At 56.3% G+C, this 22,001-nt stretch carries 18 protein-coding genes and 1 other annotated feature; of the genes, 6 read left to right on the top strand and 12 right to left on the bottom strand.

Features of this window, described 5'->3' with window-relative positions; translation table 11 throughout:
• Positions 1–9: 9 nt before the first annotated feature.
• The 9 genes from MUU53_RS02970 to MUU53_RS02930 all read right to left on the bottom strand — a co-directional run bounded on the left by MUU53_RS02970 (position 10) and on the right by MUU53_RS02930 (position 10,896).
• Positions 10–648, bottom strand: coding sequence for an isochorismatase family protein (locus tag MUU53_RS02970; RefSeq protein WP_247259530.1), 639 nt, complete (start codon positions 646–648; stop codon positions 10–12).
• 4 nt (positions 649–652) lie between these two features.
• A complete protein-coding gene (locus tag MUU53_RS02965) occupies positions 653–2,287 on the bottom strand; it encodes a (2,3-dihydroxybenzoyl)adenylate synthase (protein ID WP_247259529.1) in 1,635 nt (544 codons plus the stop codon).
• The gene (locus MUU53_RS02960) at positions 2,284–3,462 is read right to left on the bottom strand and encodes an isochorismate synthase (RefSeq protein ID WP_247259528.1); all 1,179 of its coding nucleotides are present in this window, start codon (positions 3,460–3,462) and stop codon (positions 2,284–2,286) included. Before MUU53_RS02960 ends, MUU53_RS02965 begins: the two co-directional genes overlap by 4 nt.
• Positions 3,463–4,341: 879 nt before the next feature.
• Positions 4,342–4,397 (bottom strand) — a sequence feature (sul1 is cis-regulatory element that is thought to sense ions involved in sulfur or methionine metabolism; They are found in Alphaproteobacteria).
• 131 nt (positions 4,398–4,528) lie between these two features.
• Entirely contained in the window at positions 4,529–5,125 is a 597-nt protein-coding gene (locus MUU53_RS02955; protein ID WP_247259651.1) for an ABC-type transport auxiliary lipoprotein family protein, read from the bottom strand.
• Positions 5,126–5,154: 29 nt separating this feature from the next.
• A complete protein-coding gene (locus MUU53_RS02950; protein ID WP_247259527.1) occupies positions 5,155–6,525 on the bottom strand; it encodes an MCE family protein in 1,371 nt (456 codons plus the stop codon).
• Between the two features lie 5 nt (positions 6,526–6,530).
• Positions 6,531–7,367, bottom strand: a complete 837-nt coding sequence (locus MUU53_RS02945; protein ID WP_247259526.1) for an ABC transporter ATP-binding protein — start codon at positions 7,365–7,367, stop codon at positions 6,531–6,533.
• Positions 7,368–7,374: 7 nt separating this feature from the next.
• Entirely contained in the window at positions 7,375–8,538 is a 1,164-nt protein-coding gene (locus MUU53_RS02940; protein ID WP_377307243.1) for an ABC transporter permease, read from the bottom strand.
• Positions 8,539–8,710: 172 nt separating this feature from the next.
• Complete coding sequence (locus MUU53_RS02935; protein WP_247259525.1) at positions 8,711–9,889, bottom strand: MFS transporter; 1,179 nt, start codon at positions 9,887–9,889, stop codon at positions 8,711–8,713.
• A 188-nt stretch (positions 9,890–10,077) separates the two neighbouring features.
• Positions 10,078–10,896, bottom strand: coding sequence for a UDP-2,3-diacylglucosamine diphosphatase (locus MUU53_RS02930; RefSeq protein WP_377307244.1), 819 nt, complete (start codon positions 10,894–10,896; stop codon positions 10,078–10,080).
• A gap of 217 nt (positions 10,897–11,113) precedes the next feature.
• Here MUU53_RS02930 and MUU53_RS02925 point away from each other — a divergent pair, with 217 nt between their 5' ends.
• The 5 genes from MUU53_RS02925 to MUU53_RS02905 all read left to right on the top strand — a co-directional run bounded on the left by MUU53_RS02925 (position 11,114) and on the right by MUU53_RS02905 (position 15,985).
• Positions 11,114–13,441: an NADP-dependent malic enzyme gene (locus MUU53_RS02925; RefSeq protein ID WP_247259649.1), complete on the top strand. Its 2,328-nt coding sequence runs from the start codon at positions 11,114–11,116 to the stop codon at positions 13,439–13,441.
• Between the two features lie 91 nt (positions 13,442–13,532).
• Positions 13,533–14,207: a hypothetical protein gene (locus MUU53_RS02920; RefSeq protein WP_247259523.1), complete on the top strand. Its 675-nt coding sequence runs from the start codon at positions 13,533–13,535 to the stop codon at positions 14,205–14,207.
• 284 nt (positions 14,208–14,491) lie between these two features.
• Positions 14,492–15,247 carry a hypothetical protein gene (locus tag MUU53_RS02915; RefSeq protein ID WP_247259522.1) on the top strand — a complete coding sequence of 252 codons (756 nt, stop codon included), beginning with the start codon at positions 14,492–14,494 and terminating at the stop codon, positions 15,245–15,247.
• 9 nt (positions 15,248–15,256) lie between these two features.
• Positions 15,257–15,649 carry a hypothetical protein gene (locus tag MUU53_RS02910; RefSeq protein ID WP_247259521.1) on the top strand — a complete coding sequence of 131 codons (393 nt, stop codon included), beginning with the start codon at positions 15,257–15,259 and terminating at the stop codon, positions 15,647–15,649.
• 3 nt (positions 15,650–15,652) lie between these two features.
• On the top strand, positions 15,653–15,985 hold the full coding sequence (locus MUU53_RS02905; RefSeq protein ID WP_247259520.1) for a hypothetical protein: 333 nt from the start codon (positions 15,653–15,655) through the stop codon (positions 15,983–15,985).
• 148 nt (positions 15,986–16,133) lie between these two features.
• On the opposite strand, the gene bluB is transcribed toward MUU53_RS02905, so the two are convergent.
• The 3 genes from bluB to MUU53_RS02890 form a co-directional block, all read right to left on the bottom strand.
• Positions 16,134–16,832 (bottom strand): 5,6-dimethylbenzimidazole synthase, encoded by a 699-nt coding sequence (bluB, locus tag MUU53_RS02900; protein WP_377307245.1) that lies wholly within the window; start codon positions 16,830–16,832, stop codon positions 16,134–16,136.
• Positions 16,833–16,929: 97 nt separating this feature from the next.
• A complete protein-coding gene (locus MUU53_RS02895) occupies positions 16,930–18,603 on the bottom strand; it encodes an NAD+ synthase (RefSeq protein WP_247259519.1) in 1,674 nt (557 codons plus the stop codon).
• Between the two features lie 389 nt (positions 18,604–18,992).
• The gene (locus tag MUU53_RS02890; RefSeq protein WP_137137028.1) at positions 18,993–20,366 is read right to left on the bottom strand and encodes a class II 3-deoxy-7-phosphoheptulonate synthase; all 1,374 of its coding nucleotides are present in this window, start codon (positions 20,364–20,366) and stop codon (positions 18,993–18,995) included.
• 331 nt (positions 20,367–20,697) lie between these two features.
• On the opposite strand from MUU53_RS02890, the gene MUU53_RS02885 reads away from it, so the two are divergent.
• Entirely contained in the window at positions 20,698–21,993 is a 1,296-nt protein-coding gene (locus tag MUU53_RS02885) for a pilus assembly protein TadG-related protein (RefSeq protein WP_247259518.1), read from the top strand.
• Positions 21,994–22,001: the final 8 nt, after the last annotated feature.

The following is a 22,001-nucleotide window of genomic DNA, read 5'->3' as shown; positions in this document are numbered from 1 at the left end:
CGTTCTCCTTCACGCTCCAAGTCGGGCGAGAGCCTGTTGCGTGGTCATTGGAATGCCGCAACGCCCCGCGACCCAGTTGATTGCGAGGTCGTGCTGGTCGCGCGAGAAATCTGCGAGGGCATCGGCAATGAAAAAGGCCTCGATATCGCGCTGGAAGGCTTCGGCGGCTGTCATCATGCAGCCGATATGCGCGTAGATGCCGGTGACGATCATCTGGTCGCGACCCCTCGCCCGCATCATGGTCTCGAGGTTCGAACGCTGGAAAGCACTGTAGCGATGCTTGACCAGAACGAAGTCTGATGCTTCCGGCTGAAGCTCCGGCACAATCGATTGATGCTCCGGTGCGGAAGTCATGCCCGGCCCCCAGAGATCTGCCTGCAAACCGCGATCGCGGCGATCCTGATTGCCATTCTGCGCAGTGTAGAAAACCGGAATACCAATCGCGCGGCAGGCCTTCGCCAGTTGTGCAATGTGCGCGGCCGCAGGCGTTATGGGCGATGCGTCCGGCGTAAAGGCGTTTACGAAATAGTTCTGCATGTCATGGATCAGCAGAGCCGCCCTCTTCGGCTCCAGCTGCCATGGACCTTTCGGTGTCGGCAATTCCTCCGCTGTGGGCAACGCATAGGGTGCAATCTTCGGCAAAGCCATCAGTCTATTGTCCTGCTTTCAATTGTTCATCGCCAAGAAACTGGGCTCTCAGGCGGGCCCGCAATTCTTTGCGGCTGACCTTGCCGACTGCCGTCAGTTCGAAGGCGTCGACAAAAACGATCTGATCCGGAACCTTGAAGTCCGCGACCCTACGCGTGCGCATGAAGGCTTTCAGCGCTGGTCCCTTTGGCTTTTCACCTTGCGGAATAACGAAAGCGCAAATGCGCTCGCCAAGGAACGGATCCGGTATGGAGACGACCGCTGCGTCAAAGACGTTTGGATGCGCCAGCAGGTGATCTTCTACCTCGTCTGCGGAAATTTTCTCGCCTGCCCGGTTGATGTGATCGGTGGCGCGACCCTGCACCACCAGGTAGCCCTCGGGCGTACGCTTCACGATATCGCCGGTTTTGTAGAACCCGTCTTGTGTGAAGGAACGGGAATTCGCACCCGGATCGTTATGGTAATTGCGGATCGTATAGGGGCCGCGCGTCAGCAGGTTGCCCGCTTCGCCTTCCGCGACGGGATTGCCCTGATCGTCGACGATCAGGATCTCGTCATCCGGAGAGATGGGACGCCCTTGGGTTTCAACGATAATCTCTTCGGGATCGTCCAGGCGGGTGTAGTTCACCAGCCCTTCCGCCATACCAAACACTTGCTGCAGCGTGCAGCCGAGCGTTGGACGCACGCGCTTTGCCGATTCCGGCATGAACTTCGCACCACCGACCTGCAGCACCTGCAAGCTGGAAAGATCATGCTTTGATGAAGGTGCCGCCTGCAGCCACAGAAGTGCGAGCGGCGGAACAAGCCCGGTGATCGTGACCTTTTCCCGCTCGATCAAGGGAAACGCGGTCTCAGGGCTGGGCGATGGCGCAAGCACGACGGTGCCGCCCGCGTAGAACACTCCGAAATAGCCCGGCGAACTCATGGGAAAGTTATGAGCCGCTGGCAAAGCGACGAGATACGCGCTCTCTTCCGTCAGCTGGCAGATCTCAGCGCTCGCCCGGAAGGAATAAATGTAATCATCATGCGTGCGCGGAATGAGCTTCGACAATCCTGTGCTGCCGCCGGAGATCTGCAGGAAGGCGACAGAGGAAGGGTCGGCCGGCTCGAACACGATGGCCTGGTCGCGCTCGAAGGAGGCAAAGGAGATGAACTCCTGCGCCTCCCCAATGATGATCACACGCTCCAGTTCAGGCCGCTCAAGTTTGATCGACCGCGCAAGATCGCGGTAATCGAAACCATCGTGAGTGGCAGCCGTCACATAGGCCGCAGCTTCTGATTTCTGGAGGAAGTGCACTATCTCAGTCTGGCGGTGCGCGGGCAACGCATAAACCGGAACCAGACGGGCGATGAAGAGGCCAAAAACAACGGAGAAGAACTCCGGTATATTTGGCAACTGCACAACGACGCGATCGCCCGGTTTCAGACCCAGTTTGAGAAATCCGCACGCGGCGACTTCGGCCTTGTCCAGAAGATCGGCATAGGTCCAGCGCTGGTCCCCTCCGACCAAAGCCGTGCGCGAACCAAACCGTTCGGCCCGCTCACGCAGCAATGCCGAAAAGGTTTCACCGCGCCAGTAACCTTTTTCCCGATAGCGAGCTGCGAAGTCGGTCGGGAAATTTGCTTCAAGCGGAATCATGCCGCGAACTCCTGCAAGGGGCGCCCCTGCTCATCGATGCCGAGCGCCGTCAGCATGGCTGCGAATTTGGCGGATGTTTCTTCGGTTTCCTTGACGGGATCAGACCCCGGTACGATGCCGGCACCGGCAAAGACCCGCGCGCGGCGCTCCGAAATTTCCGCACACCGGATGGAGACGTACCATTCGCCATCCTGCTGGTCGTCGATCCAGCCGACGGCACCGGCATAGAAGCCGCGGTCATATCCTTCCAGTCGGGAGATCAGATCTGCCGCTTCCCGCCTCGGCAATCCGCAGACGGCGGGCGTGGGATGGAGCAGCGAAAGCAGATGCGCAACCGGCGTAGCGCGATCCTTCAATCTCGCGACGATCCGGGTTCCCAGATGATGCATGGTGGCCGTAGAACGGATCGTCGTGCCCTCGGGCGCTGTGATCTCTATCGAATATGGACCAAGCGTATCGAAAATCATTTCCCTCGTGATGCGATGCTCTCGCTGGTCCTTTTCGGACGCCAGAAGATCACGGGCCGCCTGACGGTCTGCCGAAGGGTCGCTCGAACGTCGCGCGGATCCAGCGAGCGGATAGGACAAAGCCAGTTCAGCCCTCTTCGAGAGAAGCAGTTCAGGGGTCGCTCCAACAAGAGCGGTCGCAGCTTTGGCGGGAAGCGGCGTCCTGAACACGGCCACGGATGGATCGCGCCGCAGGCGGTTGATAACCTGTGCAACGGGGATGATAGCATCCGATTGCAGTTCCAGACTTCTGGAGAGAACTGCCTTTATTACCTGCGTTGCAGCTGCGGGATCCACGAGAGCAGCAACGCATCTTGCTACGCTCCCGGCATAGTCTTCGGCGGAAGGGCACGCGCGTAGCATCCAGCGCCCGGAGCCGGAGGCGGTATCACTGCCGGACTTTGCCCCTAGTAGGCGACCAATGCGAGCGGGCTGGAACAGGTAGTCCTCGTCGCTGGAAGCAAACGGCACAGCACCGACAAGAAGAGCGGGTCCATCTGACGCAGTCCGGAAGAAGCTTGATACCCGGTCGCTCAGGCTATCGGCTGCTCCACGCGGGAGGGTTCTGATCACGCCATGCGCTTCCAGTTCGTGTTCCGGTGTCGAGAGCAGAAAAGTATGAGCATTCTGGAATCCAGGTGCCGCAAGGGGCGAAACCAACTCTGTCATCGCGAACTCCTTAGCTGTTTGATCAAAGCGCAACTGACATCAGAGCCCGAAGCAGCGGGCAGTTAGCTGGCTTGGTCGACAGAAATGCCGAAACGAGGTTGGGCGATAACTACTAACTTGACTGCAATTGTCAATTTTAATTCACAGAAAACTGGTCAAAATTTGTATACTTTAGAACTATTTGAATCTACGGGATTTCCTTGGAACACGATCTGATCCGGCATCGGAACTAGTAAGGCTTAGGGACTTGCGAGACCGTCTGAAAACTAAGACGGTGTAGGTGTTTGATCCCGGGCTTTGATGGTCCACTATTTTCCCTCGAATGAAAGGAAGCACTATAGGTCAGATTCTACACGGGCGGGTTAGAGCGGGGTTCGACCTGATTGGATCAATTCTGTTAGCCCAAACCGGTTCGTTCCACTTGGGACGATGGGCGCGTGGCGTAGCCTTAAGCTACGCCCAAGCACTTCGACAAAGTGGATGGCCGGTTTCGTCCAACCCTCCCGCCGGATTGCCTTTCAATCCGGCAAGCATTTGAAGTGCCGGACACGCTTGTCGCTTTGCCTCGGCAAAGCGGCGTGGCCGGTGGGCGACATGCATTTTCGCCACTATCGGCGGCTTTCGCCTCGGACGTATATCCAGATATGCCCTTCGGCAAAATCCTTGATCCTGACGAAAATTCATGGCCACAGAATGATTCAATCAGGTCGAATCCCGCTCTAGAACTACATCAAGGATGGTAGTTCACCCAGAACCCCGACTAGGCACGAATCCATGGGGAACCAGCGCGCGCCAGCTGTTTGCATGAAGATTTTTTACATTTGATGCAACGGACCGAGAGAGACTCGGGCCTTGAAAACGGGATAGGTTGCGTTGCTGTGTTGTCTGGCGGATCGGCGGCCAGAAGAGCTACCCGGGTTTTCATCGGGTCCTTGTGCATAAGGCTGGATAGTCCAGCCAATCAGATTTTGCACAATGCGTAGTGTCTGGGGCCTACACCCTAATCACACCAGAAAAAGAGAGGTGCTGTCGGCCCCTCCCTGAAATATCATTGATCTTCGAAAACTCAGATCGAGCGAAGCGTCCAGTCCACGATGTCGGCTCCCACCTTCGCGAAAGCCCGATTGATAGCACCAATGAACTTTGCATTGTCTTCGCCGGATACCGGCACGGAAGCCCGAAACACGTTATGGGCCCGCACCGATCCGTTGCGATCGTTGAGGATCTTGACGGAGATCTCAACCTTCGCAGCCCGTGGGCCCGACGTGTCGATTTCGAACGAACGAATATCCGCTACCACCTGGTAGTCTATGGCAAGGCCCTGCCCCGGCTTGCCGACACCTGCCAGCTTGCCCGAGTTCTCGAATGCCTCGACGAGCTTGGACTGCACCATCTTCGGCAGCCTGTCACCCCATTGTGAATTCGCCAGATACTGGATTTCAGAAGGCGAAACGCGCACCACCACCTGCTCGCTATCCAGCGATTTCAGTGCGGTCGGCTCCGGCACGAGGATCTGCTTGCTCTTGGCAGACGGTCCTTGCGCCATCGGCGTGATCGACAGATCGAACGTGTCGTTGTTCGCCTTGCTACCACAGCCGATAAGCAGCAGAGCCATGACCGGGAGGGCAAAGAGCGCCTTGGGAATAGAAATTGCCGAAACCATCTGCACCTCGGTTTTAACAAATGTTCGCATCAGCGCCGCGTCCTGCCATCATATTCCTTCACCGTTTCCCCGCCAAAGATCAGGCGCTGCGGGTTCTGGTCGAAGTTGGTGATCGTCTCATTGAGATTCTGAACAGCCTTACGGGTATCGCCAATCAAGGTTTGAACATCACGCAGGCCGGTATTGGAGAAGCGAGCAAGGTTGTCCGCAATCGGCCCGATACGAGAATTCAGATTGTCGGCAGTGGCCCGAATGGATTGCAGGGTTTTCTGCGCTTCGGCAAACAGACCCTTGGATTCATCGCCGCTGACCATCGTGTCCACCTTTGCCAGAATGCCGTCGACACGCGTGGACGCCTGGTTCAGCTTCTGCGCCAGCTGCGTGAAATCTTCAATCGCCTTGTTGATCTCATCGCGTCGGTCGGCCACTCCATCCACAACCTCGCGGGCGGAGGAAAGCGCGCTGCGCGCGTCCGCCGCCGCAGAGGTAATGTTGTCGACCGCCGTATTGACCTTATTCGGATCGACCGCTGCCAGCAATTGATCGGCACGCTTCAGAACCGACTGAGCCTCTTCGCTTGCCTTGTTGAACCCAGCTGCCGCATCGCGCACTTCCAGCATTATGCCGTCGATCTTGTCGGAAGACTTGGCAATGTTACCTGTCACGGTTTCGGCGTTGGTCAGGATATTGTTGATCTTGTCCGGATTGACGGCCTTCACCAGCCCTTCCGCAGCAGCCAGTGTTGAATCCAGACGTTCCGAAACACGATTGAATGTGCCCGAAAGCGCGGAGAGGCTGCGTAGGAAGTCGTCGATTGCATCCGAATTCGCACTCAGCGCGCCGGTGAAGGCTTCGGCGTGCTGGATCGTCCGGGTCAATGGACCGCGCGCATCCGTCACGAAGCCTTGAATCTGGCCAATAGCATCGTCCGCACGCTGCAGAATCTTGTCTGCAGTCGCCAGAAGGTTGGTCACGCTCGATTGATCCGCGATCAGCACTGCGGGTCGGCCCGTATCCTGCGCCTTCTGCAACAGGTTGTCCTCGCCGGTTTTGCCGCCTGACAGTTCAATATAGGCAGCCCCCGTCAGGCCCTGCACTTCCAGAACCGCCTTCGTCGAAGGGTACACCGGAGCGCTGGTCTGGACCTCTGTGAATGCGATGGAATAGCGCGGGTCATCCGGGTCGATATTCAGACTGCGAACGGAACCGACGGGAATGCCGTTGAACCGCACCGCAGATCCGACCGAGAGACCGTTTGCGGAACCGGGAATGCGAATGGCAAGCTCGGCCATGGGCCCGCTGCGGCCATACTGCGCCATCCAGTAGACGAAGCCGAATGCGGCAGCGACCACCAGCAGCGTGAAGAAGCCGACAAGGGCGTAATTTGCTTTAGTTTCCATAGGCGTTACTTTCCTGGCACCGCGTTCGCATCGCCGTAATCCGTCGTAACGGACCGGGCGCGCTTTCCGCGGAAATAAGACTGAACCCACGCATCGTCGCAGGCCAGCATGTCGTCCAACGTTCCTTCCACCAGCACTCGTTTCTGGCCCAGAACCGCAATGCGGTCGCAGACAGAAAACAGGCTGTCCAGGTCGTGTGTCACCATATAAACCGTCAGCCCCAGCGTATCACGCAGCCGGGCAATCAGCATGTCGAACTCGGCGGCGCCGATCGGGTCAAGACCGGAGGTTGGTTCATCAAGGAAAACGAGGTCCGGGTCCAGAGCGAGCGCACGAGCGAGCGCCGCACGCTTGATCATGCCGCCCGAAAGCTCTGAAGGATACTTGTCAGCCGCATCCGCCGCCAACCCGACCATGTCGATCTTGAGGTAGGCCAGCTCATCCATGAGCGATTGCGGCAGATCAAGATATTCTCGCATCGGCAGTTGGATGTTCTCCTTCACGGTGAGCGAGGAGAAAAGAGCGCCGTGCTGGAACAGGACGCCCATCCGCATATCCAGCGCCATGCGAGTCTTCACATCGGCCTTTTCGTAATCGACACCGAGAATATGGATCGATCCCGAACTATGCGGAACCAGCCGCAAAACCGTGCGCATGAGAACGGATTTGCCCGTACCGGACGCGCCGACGAAGCCCAAAATCTCCCCGCGATAGACGTCGAGATCAAGATGATCCAGCACGGTCTTGGTGCCGAAGCTGACGGTTAGATCCCGCACGGACAGGATCACCCGGTCATCATCCGGGTGCTTCTCGTCAGCCGTGGTATCGTCCTGAACTGCCATGCTCATCCTAGAAGTCGATTGCGGAATAGAAGATTGCAAAAAGTGCATCCATAAGGATGACCACGAAGATGGATTTCACTACCGAGGCCGTAACATGTGTACCGAGCGATTCGGCACTGCCGCCCACCTTCATCCCTTCGACAGCCGAAACAATGCCAATGGCAAGCGCCATGAACGGCGCCTTGATCATGCCGGAGGCGACAGACGAATAATCCACCGCTTCATGCAGCCGTGAGAGGAAGGTCTGGAAGGTGATGCCGGAATAAATGAAGGTCACGATGGCTGCACCGTACAGTGCCGAAAAATTGGCGATGATGGTCAGCAAAGGCAGTGCAATCGTCAGCGCCACGAGACGCGGAAAGACCAGAACCCCGACAGGATTGAGACCGATCACGGTCAGGGCGTCGATCTCCTCGCGCATCTTCATGGAGCCGATTTCGGCAGTGATGGCGCTGCCAGACCTACCCGCAATCATGATGGCGGTCAAAAGCACGCCGATCTCGCGCAATTGGAGAATGCCAACTAAATCCACGACGAAAAGTTCAGCGCCGAAGTAGCGAAGCTGGAAGGCGCCCTGCTGGGCAATGATAGCTCCAATCAGAAAGGACATCAGCACGATGATGGGTACGGCGCGCACACCCATGCGGTCGATATGCGTAACGACCGATGCCGGGGAAACGCCCGCGCCGCGACCACCCTTGAGCTGCGCGCCGCCGACGGCTGAGCCAAGGATGTGCAAACCCGCCAGCGCGTCCTGCCCCAGGCTCCAGACGGCCTTGCCTGCTGGCTCGAATATGCGCTGGAACAGTGTGCGTTGATCTTTATCGGCAGAAGGTCTTTTCAGCCCGCCCTCTGGGAGGACGTCAACCAGATCGGACAGCGTCTTGCTTGCGCCGATCAGTTCCACATCGCGTCCTTCGGCCTGCTTGCCGTTGATCAGGCGCCGAATCAGCCAGGCACCGGACGTATCAACAGCTTCGATGCTCGATGCATCGATTTCGAGTTTCCCCTGGCCTTGCTTCTGCTCGGCGGCCATAAGGTCGTTCAGGACCTGACTGATGCCGCGGTTGCGCCAGTCTCCAGCCAGAACGAATCGCTCAACACTGTCAGCCGTAGAGGTCATCTCAAGGGTTGCGGCCTGCTCATCGGCCGTCTTCGGCTTTGCCTGCATGTAGAGGTGCTCGATACGCTTTCGAAAATTGAATAGAACCTGTCGGCAATATATCCGCCAACACTTGAATTGCCATGGCATCCCGGCCCGAAATCACCCTTCAGTAACCCTAAAGCCACAGAACAATTTCAGGTTAGGTCGTCAATAGTCTGCAACTTCAACCTTTGTCCATCTAAGCTTTCCAAGCTCGGCGTGAAACGGTCCATGTAATCAACAAGCCGAAAGCTGCGACAGCAGACATGACGTAGTAGGAATGCTGGCCGAGCGAATGATAGATCAGGCCTGATAGGAATGTAGATGTGGCCAGGAAGGCGCCATTGTAGAAGAAGAACGTGCCCTGAATGGACGATTCCTGACTTTCGTGCACCACCTCGACGATCTTCTGCTGCATTCCGAAATGAAGAAACGCAAAACTCAGGGCGTGGCTGCACTGCAGCAGAACGGAGGCTTCAAAGCTCAAAGGGGTGGCAAACAGCGACCAACGAATCATGGCGGCGACCGACCCAATCAGGATCAAGCTGACCGCCGAAATATGCCTGACGATCCGTCCCGCGCAGAAAAAGAACAGGATCTCGGCAATGACTCCCGACGCCCAGAGAATGCCGATCTCCTGACCGCTGAAGCCTATGCCCTGCCAGTAAATTCCAGAGAACGCGTAATACATTCCATGCGTGGACTGAACGATCGTACAACCGATCATGAGCAGGTTGAGACTTGAACGAAACGGCAAGCGGGCCACCTGACGCATACTGGTTGGATCCGCCGTCTGCGCCCTCATCGCTCTTCCCAGCCGCGGCGCCATAAGGGCGGCACACAGCGTCAGCAGATAGGTCAGCGCTGTCGCTTCCGGAACGATCCGGCTGGACAGATGCGAGATCGCCCAACCAGCGATCAGGGTAGAAACGACAAAACCGATCGATCCCCAGACACGAATGGTTCCGTAACGATATCCCCAGCGGCGAACGCCCATAACGGTGATTGATTCGAGAACCGGCATGAACGGAGCAAAAGCTGCCCCCTGAAGGCTGAAAATGATGAGGACTGTCCAGAAGCCACCGGCCCAGATCAGAAGCACAGCGGTCATCAGGGAAAGCGCCGCAGAAACGATGAGGACCAAGACGCGCTCCGACATACGGTCTGCGAGGGCGCCTGCAAGCGGCGCAGAGACAAGCCGAAGAATGATCGGAACTGTCAAGATGACGCCGATCTCGAATTCGTTCAGTGATAGCGACTTCAGCCACGCCGGAAAGAAAGGCAGCAGGATACCGTTCACGCTCATCGCCGCCGCATAGGCAAAGGCGCAGCGCACGGCAAAGCCCGAAGGTGCGGAAGGAGCGGCAGTCTCGGCCACGGCGGGCTCCGGCGATTCTCGAATTCAGAGTTCGCCTCTCTTAAAGAAATTTAGAATGATTGACAGCCCCGGCTGCAGCAGTTTGGGCAGCCAGACCGGCAATTCTGATAAATGCTTGGCAATGTTGCGCAACGGCAATGGAAGCTGCGCAGGTACGGGCAGCATGCAGGCGTTTTTTGGGTTCTGCCCTATGCTGCCTGCATGTCCTCACGCTTGTCCTTAGGCATGGGCAGTGCCTTGATATCGGCGGTCAAGGCAATCTTTTGCCAGGAGATCAGCTCGAACGTGCCATCAATATGCTCGGCAATGGCAGTGCAGCTTTCCACCCAATCGCCCGTATTGATGTAGCGAATGTCACCGATATCCTCCATCGTGGCGTGATGGATATGACCGCAGATGACGCCGTCCACATTGTTGCGGCGCGCCTCCTCGGCAACGACGTTCTGGAACTCGCCGATGAAATTGATCGCCTGCTTTACCTGCAGCTTGGCCCAGGCGGAAAACGACCAGTAAGGCAAATGCAGCTTGCGGCGAATGGCGGCCAGAACCACGTTAATTGCAATGGCCGCGTCATAGGCCCAATCGCCCAGATAGGCGAGCAGTCGAATGTTGCGCACCACGACATCGAACTCGTCGCCATGAAGAACCAGATATCTTTTTCCGTCCGCCGCTTCGTGGATCATGCGCTCGGCAACCTCGATGCCGCCGAAGTGAACGCCGGGGAAGGAGCGGAGAAACTCATCGTGATTGCCGGGAATGTAGACGATACGCGTTCCCTTGCGCGCTTTGCGCAACAGTTTCTGGACCACATCGTTGCAGCCCTGCGGCCAATACCAGTTACGCTTCAGGCGCCAGCCATCGACGATGTCGCCGACGAGAACCAACGTCTCCGCCTCGTGGTATCGCAGAAAGTCGAGAAGAAAGTCCGTCCGCGCCGCCTTCGATCCCAAGTGGATATCCGAAATGAAAAGCGTTCTGAAGTGTCTGGTTTCCGTCGTCACAGTCACGAGATCTTCCTTTCGTCGCACCGCCCCCATGACATTCAGAAATCAGAGTCATTTATCAGGAAGATGACAGGTGACCGGGATAACGAGTTTTCCATGCATCCCTGGTGGCAGAGGCTGTCATGTAAGGGCGTATCCGCTACCTAAGAATTCAGTACTGTTCCCAGGCACGGATTGTTGTAAGAGACCAAAGTAAATGATGACCAGGAAGGAGATGGCGATGGAGCAGCAGGGCAAGGTTCATTCGGCGAAAGCAGCCCCACAGGCGGATCTGGATGAACAGGCTTTGTTCTTCCACCGCTACCCGCGCCCCGGAAAGCTCGAAATCCAGCCGACAAAGCCACTTGGCAATCAGCGTGATCTCGCACTCGCCTATTCGCCGGGTGTAGCGGCTCCCTGCCTTGCGATTCGTGACAATCCGGAAGCCGCTGCCGACTACACTGCCCGCGCCAATCTCGTCGCAGTCGTTTCCAACGGAACCGCTGTTCTCGGTCTCGGCAATATTGGTCCCCTCGCCTCCAAGCCAGTGATGGAAGGCAAGGCCGTCCTCTTCAAGAAATTTGCTGCCATCGATGTTTTCGATATCGAGATCGCTGCCGAAACGGTCGACAGCATGGTCTCCACAATTGCCGCTCTGGAGCCCACCTTCGGCGGCATCAACCTTGAAGACATCAAGGCGCCGGAATGCTTCGAAGTGGAGCGCCAGCTTCGTGAAAAGATGAACATACCGGTGTTCCATGATGACCAGCATGGTACTGCCATCATCGTCGCCGCAGCCATCCTCAACGGTCTGGAACTGGCCGGGAAGAACATCGAGAACGTCAAGATCGTCACTTCGGGCGCTGGCGCCGCTGCCCTGGCCTGCCTGAACTTGCTCGTGTCGCTGGGCGCGAAACGCGAAAACATCTGGGTCCATGATATCGAAGGTCTGGTCTACGACGGCCGCAACGTTCTCATGGACCCGTGGAAGGAAATCTACGCCCAGAAGAGCGACAAGCGCCTGTTGGCCGAAAGCATTGGCGGTGCGGACGTTTTCCTCGGCCTCTCCGCCGCTGGTGTCCTGAAGCCGGAACTGCTGGAGCAGATGGCCGAAAAGCCGCTCATCATGGCGCTGGCCAATCCGACCCCGGAAATCATGCCGGAACTCGCACGCGCTGCCCGTCCGGACGCGATGATCTGTACTGGCCGCTCCGATTTCCCGAACCAGGTCAACAACGTCCTCTGCTTCCCCTACATCTTCCGCGGTGCGCTGGATTGCGGCGCAACGACCATCAACGAAGAAATGAAGATGGCGGCGGTCAAGGCGATTGCCGGTCTGGCACGCGAAGAAATTTCCGATGTCGCCGCACGCGCCTACGCTGATGAGACGCCGGTATTCGGACCGAACTACCTCATCCCCTCGCCGTTCGACCCGCGCCTGATCCTGCGCATTGCGCCTGCAGTGGCAAAGGCTGCTGCAGAGAGCGGCGTTGCGGCCCGCCCGATCGCTGACTTCGATCACTACCTGGATCAGTTGAGCCGTTTTGTCTGGCGCTCCGGCTTCGTCATGAAGCCGATCTTCACCAGTGCTCGCGCCGCAGAAAAGAAGCGCGTGATCTTCTCGGAAGGCGAGGATGAGCGCGTGCTGCGCGCCGCCCAGGTTCTGCTTGAAGAAAAGACAGGCGTACCGGTTCTCATCGGGCGCCCCTCGGTCATCGAGGCACGTCTGCAGCGCTTCGGTATCCGCATTAGGCCAAACGTAGACTTCGAGGTGGTCAACCCGGAGGATGATCCGCGCTACCGCGACTATGTCGAGGAATATCTTTCGCTCGTCGGTCGTGCGGGCATCAACCCGGAAACGGCGCGGACTATCGTGCGTACAAACAACACAGTGATCGGCGCGCTCGCCGTCAAGCGGGGCGATGCCGATGCCCTGATCTGCGGCGTTGAAGGTGGCTTTGACCGTCACCTGCGTGATGTCAGCCAGATCATCGGCAAGCGGAAGGGCGTCTGCGCATTCTCCAGCTTGAGCCTTCTGATCACGCAGAAGGGCCCGGTCTTCTTCACGGATACCTTCGTGAACGACAACCCTACGCATGAGGAGATCGCCGAGATCACCATTCTGGCGGCGCAGGAAATCCGCCGCTTCGGCATCGTGCCAAAGGCAGCTCTGCTGTCGCATTCCAATTTCGGCAGCCGTGATTCCGAAAGCGCACGCAAGATGCGCGCAGCACTGGAGATCATCCGCCAGCGCGCTCCCGACCTTGAAGTCGACGGTGAAATGCAGGCGGGTTCTGCCCTGTCGGAAAGCCTGCGCAAGCGTGCAATGCCCAACAGCGATCTTTCTGGTGAGGCCAATCTCCTGGTGTTCCCGAACCTCGATTCGTCGAACATCTCGCTGGGCCTTGTTCGCACCATGATGGATGCCCTGCATGTGGGGCCAATCCTTCTGGGTGCGGCCCAGCCGGCGCATATCCTGTCCACCTCAGTCACGTCCCGCGGTGTCGTCAACATGGCGGCTTTGGCGGTAGTGGAGGCATCCCATACGGATTTCGCTGCGATCTCTTAAGCCTCACACAGGCCGATTATGATAATTTAAACTCGGGGGCCGGAAACTGCCTCCGGGTTTTCGTTTGTTTCGAAGCAGGGAAGCATCGTTCATGCCTCATCGCCAGCTATTCGCGGCTATCGTCCTGTGTCTGCCCGCAGTCGCTTCTGCAGCAGATAATGCGGCGCGTTGCGTGGCTCTGGGCAAAGAACTATCAAGCGCGACGACTGTCATCGGCAGCACGCAAACTGCCAATTCCCACGCAAAGGCATTGAGCGATATCACCGCAACAGCCCGCGAAATTCGGGGAGAAATGCTGCAACTTCGTTGTGGCACCGGCAGCATCGTCACCTTCGGGCGAAACGACCCCTGTCGAGTTCTGGAGCAGCAGCTTGTCGATACGGAGCGAGACAGGCAGGCCGTCCTTGCCTCTCGTACGGCTCAGGGAAAGCTGGTGAATTCTCTCGGCAGGGATCCAGAGATCATCCGCAAGGAAATGCTGCAGCTCAAATGCGGCGAGATCGACTATGCCAACGTTCCGGCCTCGATCAATCCCGATGCTCCGGGCGCAGCCTCTTCGTCTATTCAGCGAACAGATGCGCAGAAACCGGGTTCCTCGGTCATCACGCTTGGCAAAATGCGCCCCTCCACGCCGAAGGATCTGTCCCCGGTCCCGCCGGTCAGGGAATGGAAACCGGACCAGCCGGTGCGCACCGTTGGTCCACAATTCTATCCAGACAGTCAGGACGCAGAATTGAACCGGCCCGGCATAGAACCAGATCGCTAGAATACACCCAAAAACAGAATTTAATACCGCTGCCCGTGCAATGCGGGCGAGACGAAGGCGCATAATTACATGCGCATCCGCAAGCGTTCACTTGTCCCGGGCACAGAGCCGTGATGCATCCCGATTTGGGACAGACGCATCGGTTAACCTCCCGTTTCCTTCACGGTAATCTTCTAACGCCATAACATACACGTACGTTTACAATTATAAATCGCATTAAACTTGCGTATTTACCAACATTTCTCGTAAAAATCGTCTTGCCATCAAATAAATTAAAGAGGTATATGATGCATATATTGATAAAAACATTTGATATATACAATGATTCGAATATAATTATTGCAGAAGGGCATGACGCTCTGTATCGTTGCGTGACAAGTGACGAGGAAATTCACGCCAGCCTCGAATTTAGATTGATGGGGTCCGATCGACTTGAAGCGGGAAAGCGCTACTATATTCTGAGCGAAACTGGTGAGACCGGCCCATATCGCAGCGAAACCATGATTTGCACCGAGTCCGGACCGACTGCGAAGCTAGAGGTCACAACCCAGATCACCGAAGCGCACCGGGAGTTCGTGAACAAAAAAGTCGGAGGAGATGCACCTTATCTTCAAATCCAGTATACGAACTATTCTGCTACATCTTTCAAGATCAGCACTCACGGTGCCAATCTTTGGTCCGGCTTTAGCTGGCTAAGCCAGTCTCCGGGCGATATTCTTCGTGAACGCAGCGGCCGCCAAACAATGGCGGCATCTCAAAACTATAGTTCCGGCGTCGCGTTTAATTCCGACATTTGGCTCTGCTGGGCCGGTCCGGGCAACAACTTCGGTGTATGGACCCACTTCAACTATCAGTTGCTCGGATTGGGCGACGCACCAGTCTGGTACGTGAGCACGAATGGAAGCAACTGGGCGCTCTCGAACGCTCAGACGTCAAAGCCGTACACTTGGGACGTCGATAAAGTTGGCTATCGCATTGTCGGCACGCCCACTGCCGGCCACTCCTCCCTCTTCGTCGACGTTGTCATCCAGGACAGGTAAATCAGTATCATGCCCCAGACACTTATTCACATTGTCCAAAATAGCTGGGTGGCCGAGGTCGCCAATACGGACATAAGCTACAAGTTCGTAGGTGAAACACTCAGTGAACAAAGCACCAATGTTCAACTCTTCGGGGTAGCTTTGACGAACCCCGACGCGCAACCGCTGGGCAGATACATTGCAACCACCGACGATAATGATGTGGTCATCGATCAATTGTTCTCGACCACAGATGAACTGGTTATCAATTCCACGGTGGAATTTACAGCAGTTGAAGGCGAACTGCTCATCGATGATCTTGAAGAGGTAGGTCAGGTGATATGCGAAGCCTTGATTATGGCGGCTCGCAAGAGGAGGGGAACGGATACCTCGAAGAAGCGATCTGAAGAGTTGGCGAGATAGATTATGCCTCAGACATTGATACACATCGTCAACAGCAGCTGGACAGCAGAGGTAGCAAACACTTCGATAGCCTACAGGTTCAAAGGCGCCACACTTCTTGAACAGAGGACTTCCGTAACCGAGTTTGCCGCCAACACCTTCAATTCAGGCGCGACAGGCATGGAAGACTTCTTTGACGGCAGCGATCCAGGCAATATAATTGCCGAACAACTGTTTGGAAGCACTAATGAACTCGTCTATCAGAATGCGGTCATCCTTCAAGCAGGAGGAGGTGCCGATAGCTTCCTGATTGAAGAGTTGCAGGAGGTAGGCGATGCACTTCTACAAGCGATCTAGCACGCGCTCAGCCAAACTGCGTCAGCGGCTTTGCGTACGCACCGCGTAAAAACAGCAAGATAAAGCGTTTCGGATGTTTCCTCCTATATAGGAAATACTCCAGCCTAAGCGATGATGAAGATGCCCATACCGGCTGTCTGGGCATCTTCTATTTGTTATCTTGATCAATCCACCGCTCCTCGCAAATAAGCTGGTCGAGATCGAGCCTTTGCCGCCAGCCTTTCACCGCCAGTTCCGGCTCCTGATAAAGTTCGCGAACATAGCCGAGGCAAAGCCATGCCACGATCTCGATGCGCCTGGGGATTCCGAGCAGCGCGCGAACATCGTCATCATGGAAAATGCTGACCCAGCCAACACCTACCCCTTCGGCTCGCGCGGCAAGCCAGAGGTTCTGAACCGCGCAGACAGTCGAATAAACGTCCATGCGCGGATTATGGGTACGCCCCAGCACCACCGGTCCGGCGCGGTCCGGGTCGCAGGTTACGATAATGGAAAGCGGCGCCTTGCGTATGCCCTCAAGCTTCAGGCTCCGATAGAGATCTCGCTTCTCATCGGCGAACATCGCCTCTGCTTCTGCATTCGCCTTGCTGAAGGCCTCCCAGGCTGCATGCTTCGTTTCCTCTGACCGCACTAGAATGAAACTCCAGGGCTGCATAAACCCGACGGAGGGCGCGGCATGGGCAGCCTCTAGCAAGCGACGGACCAGATCGTCCGGCAGGGGATCACTCAAGAACTGGTCGCGCACATCCCGACGCGTGTGAATGGCTCGGTATACGGCCTCCCGGGCGTCGGCTGCAAAGGCTTCACCATCGACCATACAGTCTCGCACGCCGACATACCTCTCCATATCGCATCGATGTCCGGATCAAACGTAAAGCCTTCCAGCCTTAAGACGCAACCAGCGTCGACGGACACAGAGTGAGACGATCAAGCTCCGCCCTACCTCACCGGTCGCGAAACCGGTTGGTAATCGGATAGCGACGATCCCGGCCAAAATTCTTCTTCGTGATCTTTACGCCGGGAGCAGACTGACGACGTTTGTATTCCGCCAGATAGAGAAGATGTTCCACGCGATGCACGGTCGCAATGTCATGACCACGTGCCACGATCTGGTCGACCCCCATTTCGCCCTCCACAAGGCATTCGAGGATGTCGTCGAGCACGGGGTAAGGCGGCAGCGAATCCTGATCCGTCTGGTTGGGGCGCAGCTCTGCAGAGGGTGCCTTGGACAGAATATTGGAGGGAATGACTTCGCCGCCGGGACCAAGCGCCCCATGCGGCACATTCTGATTGCGCCAGGCTGCCAGAGCATAGACCTGCATCTTGTACAGGTCCTTGATAGGGTTGAAGCCGCCGTTCATATCACCGTAAAGCGTCGCATAGCCAACCGACATTTCGGACTTGTTGCCGGTTGTCACAACCATGGCGCCGAACTTGTTGGAAATGGCCATGAGAATGGTGCCACGCGTTCTGCTTTGCAGATTCTCTTCCGTGATACCTTCCTCGGTCCCCTCGAACATTTCCGAAAGAGCCGAGAGAAAGCCTTCAACCGGCTCGGAGATCGGCACGATGTCGTAATGCGCACCGAGCGCCTTCGCGCATTCCGCCGCATCCTTGAAGCTTTCCTCGGATGTATAGCGGTAAGGTAGCATGACGGTGCGCACCCGGTCGCTTCCGAGTGCATCCACGGCAATGGCGGCGCAGACCGCAGAATCGATGCCCCCGGACATGCCGAGGACGACAGATTTGAACCCGTTCTTGTTCACGTAATCGCGGAAACCCAGAAGGCAGGCGCGATAGTCCGCCTCTTCCCGCTCAGGAATGGTGACAATGGGTCCGTTGTTGCAACGCCATCCATTGTCGGAACGAACCCAATCCATAGTCTCCAGCCCGGTTTCAAATTCCGCCATCTGGAAAGCAAGCGTCTTATCGGCATTCAGACCGAAGCTCGCACCATCGAAAACCAGTTCGTCCTGTCCGCCCAGCTGGTTGACGAAAATCAGCGGCAAACCGCTTTCGATAACCTGCTTCAGCGCCACTTGATGGCGAACTTCCACCTTACCGCGATAATAGGGCGAGCCATTCGGCACGATGAGGATCTCCGCGCCGCTTTCCGCCAGTGTTTCGCAAACACCAAGATCGTTCCAGATCTCCTCGCAGATCGGAACACCGATGCGCACGCCGCGGAAATTCACCGGTCCTGGCATCTCGCCTTCAACGAACACGCGCTTCTCGTCGAACTCGCCATAGTTCGGCAGATCGATCTTGTCGCGCAGCGCCAGAATCCGACCGTTATCGACGATGGCAACCGAATTGTGGCGTCCCTTCCCGCTCTGGCGCGGAAGGCCTATTACGAAGCCCGGTCCACCGTCCTTGCTGTCCTCGACCAGATCTTCCAGCGCCTTCCAGCATGCTTTCAGAAAAGCGGGCTTGAGCACCAGATCCTCCGGGGGATAGCCGCTCAGAAAGAGTTCGGTGAAGACCACGATATGCGCACCACTTTGCGCGGCTTCACGCCTCGCCTGACGCGCAAGAACAAGGTTCCCTGCGATGTCCCCGACAGTCGGGTTTAGCTGCGCAAGAGCAATACGGAAGTTCGAAACGATATCCTGAGTCATGACAATGATTTAGCGTGCGCAACAAACCTCCGCAACGCGCATGACACAAATTCGCCTGTAAACTTGACGGTCCGCCTCAGTGCCACGTCAATAAGGGAGAAAGAATATGCGAGATACGGCGCCATCCACCTAATCACGAGGAATGACAGAAAGTTGAGGACTTTATTACGGATTTTGGAATGCACGGCTTTGCAATGTCGCAACCTTTAACAGATTGGTAAGAATGCAACTATAACCTGAACTATATAAGCAAGCAGTTATAAATCTCGGGTGAAGGTGCCCTTCCACTTAGTCCGGGACTTGAGGCTATGCCAGCACAGCCTCAAAAAGAGAAAGGCCGGTTCCCCCCACCGGCCTTTCCTTTTTTTCGAACTATCTAGAAGATAAGATCAGGCGTTAACCGCCAGACGCTTCTCCTCACGCCCCGACTTCATACGCTCTGCCAGCAGGAATGCCAGTTCAAGCGCCTGATCGGCGTTGAGACGCGGATCGCAATGCGTGTGGTAGCGATCCTGAAGATCGCCGGCGGAAACGGCACGCGCGCCGCCGGTGCATTCGGTCACGTCCTTGCCGGTCATCTCGATGTGGATACCACCCGGATGAGAGCCTTCCGAACGATGGATCTGGAAGAAGCTCTCCACTTCCGACAGAACTCGGTCGAACGGACGGGTCTTGTAGTTGTTCAGCGTAATCGTGTTGCCATGCATCGGGTCGCACGACCAGACCACTTTGCGGCCCTCACGCTCCACAGCGCGGATGAGGCGCGGCAGGTGTTCGGCAACCTTGTCATAGCCGAAGCGGCAGATAAGCGTCAGACGGCCTGCTTCGTTGGTCGGATTCAGGATATCGATCAGCTGAAGCAAACCATCGGCAGTCATGGATGGCCCCGCCTTCAGGCCGATCGGATTCTTGATGCCGCGGCAGAACTCAACATGGGCATGGTCGGGTTGACGCGTACGGTCGCCGATCCAGATCATGTGACCAGACGTGGCATACCAGTCGCCGGAAGTCGAATCGACGCGCGTCAATGCCTCTTCGTAACCCAGCAGCAGCGCCTCGTGGCTGGTGAAGAAATCCGTTTCACGCAGCGCAGGATTGTTTTCCGAAGTAATGCCGACGGCCTTCATGAAGTCCATTGTTTCGGAAATGCGATCCGCCAATTTCTTATAGCGCTCACCCTGCGGGCTGTCCTTGACGAAGCCCAGCATCCACTGATGAACGTTTTCGAGGTTCGCATAACCACCCATGGCAAAGGCACGCAAAAGGTTCAGCGTGGCTGCCGACTGGCGATAGGCCTTTAGCTGACGCTCAGGTGCGGGAATGCGCGCTTCCGGCGTGAACTCGATGCCGTTGATGATATCGCCGCGGTAGGACGGAAGCTCAATATCACCCTGCTTCTCGAAATTCGAGGAGCGCGGCTTTGCGAATTGACCTGCGATGCGGCCAACCTTCACCACCGGCTGCTGCGCGCCGAAAGTCAGAACGACGGCCATCTGCAGGAACGCGCGGAAGAAATCGCGAATATTGTCTGCGCCATGCTCCAGGAAGCTTTCCGCGCAATCGCCGCCCTGCAACAGGAAGCCATTGCCTTCGGCAACATTGGCGAGAGACTTCTTGAGGCGACGCGCCTCACCTGCAAAGACGAGTGGCGGGAAAGTGGAAAGCTGGGCTTCCGTCGCCTTCAGCGCGTCCGCATCCGGATAATCCGGAACCTGCTGGATCGGTTTTTGCCGCCATGTGCTTGGTGTCCAGGTTTCTGCCATTGTCTTTCGTCCGTTTTGATTACGCAGTGCCGTATCGCACCTTGTTTGAAGTTGGCGGCTTATAAACCTTTGAGGCAGCCTTGCATAGAGCTGAAAGGCGAATGCCCAGCCTACAGATGGATGAATAGCAGGACGCCTCATGCAAAGCGGAGACCAAGACTTATATTGCTTGTAACGCTTCCAAAATCTTATGTCCAAAATATAAGTAAATACTCATGTAAAATGCAACTAATATAAGTTAATTCGTGCTAAACCAATCTCGTTTTGAATATATAAATACAAAATATCTAAGGATAGATACAATTATTACTGACGTAGCCGAGTAGATTTGATGAAAAAATTTCGACTAAACAACCATAAAGCAATTGCGTCGGATCAGCATGGAAACTTTGGCGTTTTGACAGCACTTTTGCTTGTGCCGTTGATCGCGACAGCCGGCCTGGCAGTAGATTTCGGTATGGCCGTGGATGAAAGAGCCGCACTCATGAATGCCGCCGATGCGGCTGCATTGGGAGCCTTGTCGGAAAAATCGACATCCGTGGCGCAAGCCATGATCATGCCCGCCAACGGAGAGATCCAACTAGGCAACGAGGATGCCAAGCGAATTTTCTTAGCACAATTGCCGCAGACACTTCGCGACCGCCTCAAATCTGTCAGCGTTAGTATAAAGCGCGAGAACTCCCAACTTACGTCCAACGTCACCTTTACCGCTGCCATACCCACCGCCTTCATGGGCGTTTTAGGCAAGGACAGTATCGGCGTGAGCGGCACGGCCAAAGCGACATACCAGACGAACGCCTTCATTGATTTCTTCATGCTGCTGGACAACACCCCTTCCATGGGTCTGGGCGCAACGAATGCCGATATCGCTAAGTTGGAAGCAAACTTCGGCTGCGCCTTTGCCTGTCACGCGACAGGAAAGCCCCAGGACAACACGCTAAAGGCTGCTAGTAACCTGGGCGTAAAGCTCCGTATTGATGTTGTTCGTGATGCCACGAAGAAGCTCACGGAAGACGTCGACTTGTACAAGCTGGTGAACAATCAATACCGCATGGCGGTCTATTCATTTGGCACAACAGCAGATGATCTCGGACTGAAGGAGATCGCCAAGCTGACATCCAACATGGACAATGTTGATAAAGCTGTAGACAATCTCGATTTGATATCCACGGTCAGGAACAACTATAACGACAATACACTAACAGACTTTGCCAGCACTTTCGCGAGCATCAAGCCGGTGGTTGGCACAGTTGGCACGGGCAACAGCGCGACCGACCGGCAAAAGGTGGTCTTTCTTGTTTCAGACGGCATGACCGATGCAGAAAAGGCGGTCTGCTCCGGCAGCCAGAAAGAAACCCGCTGCATGGAGCCGATTGATCCTGCCATTTGCAGAGATCTCAAAGACAAAGGCATCAAGGTCGCCGTCGTCTACACGACATACATTCCGCTGCCTGACGATGATTTTTGGGTTAACAGAATTAAGCCCTTCAACGCGCGTCTGCGCCCAAACATGGAAGCTTGCGCAACACCAGGCTACTTTATCGAAGCATCTCCGAACGAGGATATCGGCAAAGCCATGCAGACGCTGTTCCGCAAGCTGATGAACTCCCCTCGCCTGACAACCTGAGGACCGCA

Source organism: Affinirhizobium lemnae (genome assembly GCF_022968395.1).
Lineage (GTDB): Bacteria > Pseudomonadota > Alphaproteobacteria > Rhizobiales > Rhizobiaceae > Neorhizobium > Neorhizobium lemnae.
Note: the sequence above shows the minus strand (reverse complement) of the source record. Positions and strands in the feature narration are given on the sequence as shown.